We start from the raw sequence: 6,745 nt of genomic DNA on the forward strand, positions 1-6,745 counted from the left end.
TTACACCAGTGAATCGAGTTGGTCTCGGAGTGTTTTCTCCCCGGCGAGCCCGCTGTGGCCGAACTCGATGGTTCCGTTCTCGTCGGTGATGGCGATGTAGGGGAGTCCTCCCGCTCCGAACGCCGCCAGCAGCTCGCTACCGGGATCCAAGCCGACGGTCCAAGCACCGTTATTGCGATTCCACCACTCGGCGATGTCAGCTTTCGTCAGCGTCTCGCTCGGGCGTTCGTTCGTCACGGAGATAAACGATACCTCCTCATACTCGGGCCGGATCGCGTTCAGAATCTCGAGCTGGTCGTCGCAAGGGGCACACCACGTGGCGAAGAGGTCGACCACAGTGACAGTATCTGGTGTCGGCACGACCGCTTCGCCGGCCGTCGAACCACGTGCGTCTAGGGTCTCAACGCGAATTGGAAGCTGCTGCTCACCTCGAGACTGCATACTTGGCAGACCATTTTGTGCGACCCATAGACTCCCCCCAGTAAGTCCGAGTCCAGCGATCCCGGCAATGGCCTGCCGGCGGTTCACGCGTTTCTCACCGTCTTCAAATCGGAGATAATGGTTTCCTCGTCCGGCGATTTCGAGCGATAGGCACGCTCGACAAACCCGTCGGCATTGACGAGCAACGTCAGAGCCGAGTGAACGAACATATACATATCCATATCTTCGGGGTCAGTCCGCTGGAAGGCGACGCCGAACTGGTCCTCGATGACGGCCTTGGCTCGCTCCTTCGAGGCTGGCCGGAGGAAGTGCCAGTTCTCGTTATCGGCATCCACGTTCATTTCCTCGGCGTACGTTCGGAGGCGTTCGGCAGTGTCACGGGCGGGGTCAAACGTCATCGGGAAAAACGAAACGGCGTCACTGTACCCATTGTTCTTCGCGTGAACCTGGATATTTCGCTGTGTCGAGATGAGGACGGGACAGACGGTTCGACAATGGCTGAAAAAGAACGTAAGCAGCGACGGCGTCTCACTATCACGCAGGCGAATCTCTCGGGACTCGATTGGCGCGGGAACTGTTACATCCGGAATCCGTTCGCCCCACGCGGGATACGGAACGTCACTGCTCTTGAATTCTCGATCAGGTTCACCGAGGACAACATCGGGATTCGAATCGCCGAGGCCGACACTCCCGAGACAACCGGCGAGTCCGCCGATCACTCCCACTGTGGTGGTTGACCTGAGAAACGTCCGTCGGTGCATACTCGGCAGTTACGGCCTCAACCATTTGGCGTGTCTGGTTCGGGTCTCGAATATACGTCCTTGCGTGCTCTTAGTTAGACCCTGCTCGCCCTGGTGATTGAGTGCGTCCACGCAGTAATCGTCCGAGTAGATCGAGAAGGTCTCGGTTCGATGGCTCCGTTCCGTAGACTCTGACGGAATCGACGCCAGCGTAGCCATGTTCGCCGGCCTCATTACGCTCCCAATACAGCCATCCAGTCTCCTCTTCACCATCGAACCCTAAGTCGCCAACCGGGAATTCCAGAACGAGCGCCTCTTGGCTGTCACCATGCCCAGTCTCGATTTGGGTGACTTCTCCATCGTCGAGTGGACGTGCCCCCTCGCCATCCTGGAGAGTGAACCGTGACCCGAACCGATACCGCACAGGTTCATTCGTGGGGTCGAACGTCTCTCGTTCGCCATCGCCATTGAGAAACACGGAGGGATAGACCGCGACCGAGACGCACTCGTGTTCTTCTACGTCAATGAAGTTCTCAGCGTTCTCGGGTTGAATATCGATATCAAGTTCGAGTGGAAAGTGCGCCGCAGCAACGCCACTCAGAGCGGGAATGGCAGCGACAGTAGCAGCAGCACCGAGCGTCCCTTTGAGGTAGCGCCGTCGAGTCGTTGTATCTGACGTCGATTCCTCGTCCGGCAGTGGTGATTGTTGCTCTCTCATGCAACAGGACGAGAGGCAACGCGTGGAAGTATGGCGATTCTGGTCCGATTAACGAAGTGCACTCATGACGTGAAGGTGGTCATGACGACCACGGTCCCATTACCGAACGAGAATCTCGTCGGTCCGGCCGACATCGTCGATATCAGCGAGGACTGGTGGTGGATTAATAGTATCGTCGCTCTTCGAGAGCCGCCGTCGACTAATTGGTCTGTTCTGATAGACAACCAGGGTCAGAAATGTCCCTCCGTCCCATCCGACGTATAGTTCGGCCGTTCCATTGTCATCTGCATCGGCGGCGGTTCGAATCCTCTCACCGAGCACGAATTCATCAATTCACTGACTGTTCGATGTGTCTAGCGTAGATCGTACACCATGCATTCGGTTCGATATATCCCTCGACGAGGCTACAGGCACCGAGACCGTCGTCGTTCATATCGGGGATGTAGTGGGTGCAGTTCTCGCAGGTGGTGGTTCCCTGTGCCTCGTGGTAGTTGACACCTGCTTTCGACTGAAGGTTGTCTGGGGAGCGTTCAGTCCCACCCTGGGCAGTCGCTGTTCGGTACTCATCAGGGACCGATCCCTGAAGGTCCTCGTACTGAGAATCGTCACTGGCACAGCCTGCCAGTCCAACGAGCGAGATTCCACCAAGCACGTGCAAGAGTCTGCGTCGTGTGGGAGTCGGGGGTTCGTTCATACCCCAGAGTCCCATCCCGACTAGAGTAGGCGTTCTGGTCTAATAATCGAAGCTCTCGTTAACTTGTCTACCATCGCCGTTTGGCAGAGCCGAGCTATTAGCCTTCGTTCGAACGAGCGTAGTACACCGCACCAAGCACGAGAGCCATCATAACGACATCGAGCGAGTGTTCGAACGAATGGTGCATATCGGCGTTCATACTCCCCATCAGATACGTTAGTCCCAAACTCGTCTTCCCGAGAAACGTAGAAAACGCGATCGCGATAAGTAGATACGACATGGTTCGACGCTTCACGTACGCAGCGAAGGATAGCAACGCGACGAGTATCGAGAACACTGTACCTGCACTGAGTGCAATGATAAGCAAGCTATCGGACGGTGAAACCCCGAAATGGAGTGGTAATAGAACGCCCGCGGTGAGTGACGATATTGACAGCATGTGATTGAGCCCCGGAAATCCGATGTGGCCAGTCGGGTATAGTTAATCACAGTAGCCAGATCGACTCACAAGTTGTGGTTCAATCAGCGAACTTGAACGGCGGACCGTGAGATATAGAAGCCACTGCACAAAGATATCGGTACAGTTGAACCGGTGAGTTCTCTCCCCGGGTGGCGATATCACAATGACCGAAACACGAAATCAAATCGCCCGTCAGGTTAATCAGAATCCTGGCATCCATTTCAATGAACTCACCCGGACGCTTGACCTCGCACCAGGACAGGTCCAATACCATATCAGGAAACTCGAACGCTCCAATGAGGTCGTCGAGGAGTCACTGTACGGGCGGACGCATTACTACACCCCGGACTACGGAACCTGGGAACGGGGAGCGTTGGCCGTACTCCGTCGGGAAACTGCACGGGATATCCTCGTCTACCTCATGGCCAACGGCCCGAGTGCACCCAACGTAGTAGCCGACGGGGTGAACATCGCGCGCAGCACTCTTGAGTGGCATCTCAACCACCTCGTCGAACAGGACCTCGTTGAGAAGAAGCGCGATACTCGCAACCACGTAACTCTCGTTATAACCCACTCAGAAGAGACGGCCCGGATGCTTCGCCTCGTGGAGCCGTCGATCGCAGACCGGCTGGTGGACCGGTTCACACGACTGGTTGACGGGCTACTTGCCGGTGATCCAGACACGACCAGGAACGAACCATAAGACAAAGCTAGCACAGTTAGAGAGCCGAACCAAAATCCTGCTTATCATGGGCTCTCGTAGGTTACCCCAATAGAGATGGAACTGGTTCCCGATGTGATCATCACCGCGAATAACGAGGGGGAGTAATCGTATGGGAGAACCACAAACCAGGTCGTACCGTCTACAAGCCATCGCTCGACGTGTCAAGTACCATCAACTGGCCTCGGTTACGCTGGCAGGGACGTACGTACTCATGATTCTCGGTGCGTACACGAGTGCGATCGGGGCTGGCCTGTCCTGTCCCGACTGGCCGATGTGTTATGGGACGGTCGTCCCCTTCCTGCATCCAGAGATCATCGCCAATTCGCCGTATTCGGTACTTCAGATCTTTGCCGAGTGGGGCCACCGTGGGCTCGCAATGATCGTCGGATTGCTAATCATCTCGACGGCGCTCGTTGCCTGGTACACCCGAGAGAATTCCATCGTGAGAGGGTCTGCCGTATTCGCCGCTCTCCTGTTACCGGTGCAGGTCGTGCTGGGAGGGCTGACTGTCACGCAGTCGCTGGAACCGGTCATCGTGACATCGCACTTGGCAACGGCGACGTTGATTCTGGTGGCACTGACTGCGTCGGCTGTCGTGAGTTGGCCGGCTCTCGATGCCAAGATATCAGTCAGTCGATGAGCTGTATTGAGCGGTTCGTATAATCAGAATCAAAACTCTTCCGCTCGATCTACTGGACTGTTCATTTGCTTCGATTTCCGGCTTCAAGCCCTTGGCATAATGTTGTCTACTATGTCATCGACAGAGCAATCGCGACGGGATGTCTTTCGGACTATCGCACAGTTACAGCATGTCGAGTGGCCAGTATACGGGTCGACACCGCTATACGACCGGAGTTCCGTATCCGCTCTCCAATCGGACATTCGAACCGTCGCCAGAGTCTGGTTCGATCACGACGCCCACGAGTCGATAGCGGAGTTCATATGTCAGTATCCGCTGAAATACGTCGATTTTGGGCCGAACGACGAGTATTTCGGCTCTACGCGGTATCAGATGCCGCAGTTGGTGCGGTTGTTCTTGCTTAAAGAGATTCACGGATGGGACCACGAAACGGCACTCTTGACATTCCTCCGACAGCGACCGGCACTCCAACGAGACCTCGGTTTTGAGAGTATTCCGAATCAATCGACGGTATGGCGCAGTTGGCACGAGCGGTTCACTGCCGACCTGCGCGAGGCCGTCCAAACGGCAGCTCGAACGATCCTGATTAAGGCCCAGAATGCGGGTATCGCGATTCCACGAGAACCAGAGCGGAAGCTCAGCTATCGGAACGATAATGAAGACGACTCAGTACCAGATGATCAGACCGTTCTGGAGCGGGCAAAGAAAATCATCGACCACGTCAGTCACATCGTCTTCCCGGCATTCTCGCTGGATCGTGGAGACGGCTGTGAGATTCACGAGAACGCATACTGGGACTTACAAACGTATTTAGGACTTCGCGAGCGGCTGGCTGCGAACGAAGGAGCCCGCAGTTTCATTCATGAGTCAACGCGGGATCGAACACCACTCGGACACGCCCACCGCGGCCACATTCGCGATCTCTCTATCCGGCAGATTCGAGCGATGTACCGGCAGGCGATCCGACGACTCATTGATGAGGTCACAGAGACGGAGGAGTTCTTTCGGGCAGGGATCGTCGCTATCGACATCACCGAGGACGATCCCTTCACGGGCGATAGGACGGACCACGAGGACGAGATAATCGGGACAAAGGAGAAGACCGACGAGTACGCCTACCAGTGGGCCACGGTTCAGCTCGTAGGCAACGCTGTCCCACTTGTGCTCGATACGCGGCCGGTTCGACGAGGTGAGTCACGCGAGGAAATCGTTGAGGACTTGCTGGATTCGGCTGAAGGGCTCGTCCACGTCGATAACGTGCTGATGGACCGGGAGTTCGACAGCCAGCACGTTCTGGAGATGATCGGCCAGCGTGGACTGTCCTACGTCGTCCCGAAGCGGATGCAGGCCAGCGAGAAAGCCCAAGCTAAACGGTTGCTCCAGCGGGGGCAGGACCGATACGAAACGGACCGGAAGCTCCATCTTGGGAAGAATGAGTGGCACGAGACGACGCTGATCTACCGCCGGAAAGACGATTCTGAGTATGACGATCATCGGCAGTACTCGGTGTTTATGTCCAACCGGGGTGGTGGATTCCTCAGCGAGTATGGGTATCGCTGGGAGATTGAGAGCGGCTACAGGTCGATCAAGCGATTCATGGCTGCGACGACGTCAACGGATTTCGGGCTGCGGTTCTTCTACTTCGCGTTCGCCTGTTTGTTGTACTCGATTTGGCGAGCGGTCGATCTACTCGTGCAGGTCGAGTTGACGGGTGAGTACGAACGATCACCGATGGTGACTGCAGATAATACGCTCACGCTGTTGAAGAAGGAGACTGGAATCGGATAGTAAGGTACTCTACCCGTGATAGAGCGCCGTCTGAGTGGCAACGCTACCGAAAGTTGCAGAAAATAGCCATATGGTAGTTATTTCAACAAGAATGGCCGTTTGGAGGACGACCTGAAGCAGTTTCCACTCATCGCTTCGGTCGAAACTACGCATCACAGCACTGCTAAACCCGGTGTAGTCTCAACTTCCCCAGACCCATGGAAGATGAGACCAGCCTTCTCAATGCATACGGTTCTCGGACTGGTTTGTGGCTATGGACAAGGTGATCTTCGACATTTTCGTCGATTTTACTTCTAACCACAGACAAGCCGGGAGGGCTACCCATTCCAAGGCGACCAGTACATCGCGCTGACGTTGATAGTAAAGTCGTAAACGTGCTGATACTGGTCCAACCGCCGAAATGTTCGCTACTCAGGCACTGTCTAGTTGAGTTAGTTTGAGAAGTGAGCAGGCCGTTGAGTTAGTTGGTCAAGATGCTCGCAGACCTGCTCAGCGAGAGCTATGAACCGGATTTAGAAGAAACTTGGGAGAATGAGCGGA

Annotated in this window: 8 protein-coding genes; 3 read left to right on the top strand and 5 right to left on the bottom strand. The window is 55.6% G+C overall.

The window, feature by feature from the left end; all coding sequences use genetic code 11:
* The 5 genes from EYW40_RS19300 to EYW40_RS20530 all read right to left on the bottom strand — a co-directional run bounded on the left by EYW40_RS19300 (nt 1) and on the right by EYW40_RS20530 (nt 3,032).
* Nucleotides 1–528, bottom strand: coding sequence for a TlpA family protein disulfide reductase (locus EYW40_RS19300; RefSeq protein WP_135823197.1), 528 nt, complete (start codon nt 526–528; stop codon nt 1–3).
* Nucleotides 525–1,202, bottom strand: a complete 678-nt coding sequence (locus tag EYW40_RS19305) for an SCO family protein (protein WP_135823198.1) — start codon at nt 1,200–1,202, stop codon at nt 525–527. Before EYW40_RS19305 ends, EYW40_RS19300 begins: the two co-directional genes overlap by 4 nt.
* A 70-nt stretch (nt 1,203–1,272) precedes the next feature.
* Nucleotides 1,273–1,899 (bottom strand): hypothetical protein, encoded by a 627-nt coding sequence (locus EYW40_RS19310; protein ID WP_237560663.1) that lies wholly within the window; start codon nt 1,897–1,899, stop codon nt 1,273–1,275.
* 328 nt (nt 1,900–2,227) lie between these two features.
* Complete coding sequence (locus tag EYW40_RS19315) at nt 2,228–2,593, bottom strand: high-potential iron-sulfur protein (RefSeq protein ID WP_135823199.1); 366 nt, start codon at nt 2,591–2,593, stop codon at nt 2,228–2,230.
* 97 nt (nt 2,594–2,690) lie between these two features.
* Nucleotides 2,691–3,032: a DUF7471 family protein gene (locus EYW40_RS20530; RefSeq protein ID WP_449271855.1), complete on the bottom strand. Its 342-nt coding sequence runs from the start codon at nt 3,030–3,032 to the stop codon at nt 2,691–2,693.
* A gap of 184 nt (nt 3,033–3,216) precedes the next feature.
* On the opposite strand from EYW40_RS20530, the gene EYW40_RS19320 reads away from it, so the two are divergent.
* The 3 genes from EYW40_RS19320 (at nt 3,217) to EYW40_RS19330 (ending at nt 6,205) form a co-directional block, all read left to right on the top strand.
* Nucleotides 3,217–3,756 carry a winged helix-turn-helix transcriptional regulator gene (locus tag EYW40_RS19320; RefSeq protein WP_135823200.1) on the top strand — a complete coding sequence of 180 codons (540 nt, stop codon included), beginning with the start codon at nt 3,217–3,219 and terminating at the stop codon, nt 3,754–3,756.
* 130 nt (nt 3,757–3,886) lie between these two features.
* The gene (locus EYW40_RS19325) at nt 3,887–4,417 is read left to right on the top strand and encodes a COX15/CtaA family protein (protein WP_135823201.1); all 531 of its coding nucleotides are present in this window, start codon (nt 3,887–3,889) and stop codon (nt 4,415–4,417) included.
* Between the two features lie 111 nt (nt 4,418–4,528).
* Nucleotides 4,529–6,205, top strand: a complete 1,677-nt coding sequence (locus tag EYW40_RS19330; protein WP_135823202.1) for a transposase — start codon at nt 4,529–4,531, stop codon at nt 6,203–6,205.
* Nucleotides 6,206–6,745: the final 540 nt, after the last annotated feature.

The organism is Halostella litorea, assembly GCF_004785955.1.
Lineage (GTDB): Archaea > Halobacteriota > Halobacteria > Halobacteriales > Natronoarchaeaceae > Halostella > Halostella litorea.